The 231-nt window shown below is 58.9% G+C and carries 1 protein-coding gene; it reads right to left on the bottom strand.

The genetic code is table 11. The features are described 5' to 3' along the window. Positions 1 to 231 (bottom strand): amino acid permease (locus J5M56_RS26545; protein ID WP_207938259.1); only part of this gene is annotated, 231 nt, incomplete at both ends.

Genomic DNA, 231 nt, shown 5'->3' on the forward strand with positions numbered 1-231 from the left:
GCAACACGGTGATGAAGCCGATGACCGTGGCCTTGCCCACGTCGGAGCGTTTTTCCGCCCGTGACGAGAAGATGCTTGCGCCTTCGATGCCGATGAACACCCAGACGGTGACCAGCATCATGTTGCGCACCTGGCTCAGCACATTGCCGAACTGCGGGTTGCTCTGGCCCCAAATCTCGCGCGTGAAGATATCGTCGCGAAACGCGAAAGCGGCAATGACCACGAAGATCA

This window comes from Pseudomonas sp. 51_B (assembly GCF_017491595.1).
Lineage (GTDB): Bacteria > Pseudomonadota > Gammaproteobacteria > Pseudomonadales > Pseudomonadaceae > Aquipseudomonas > Aquipseudomonas promysalinigenes.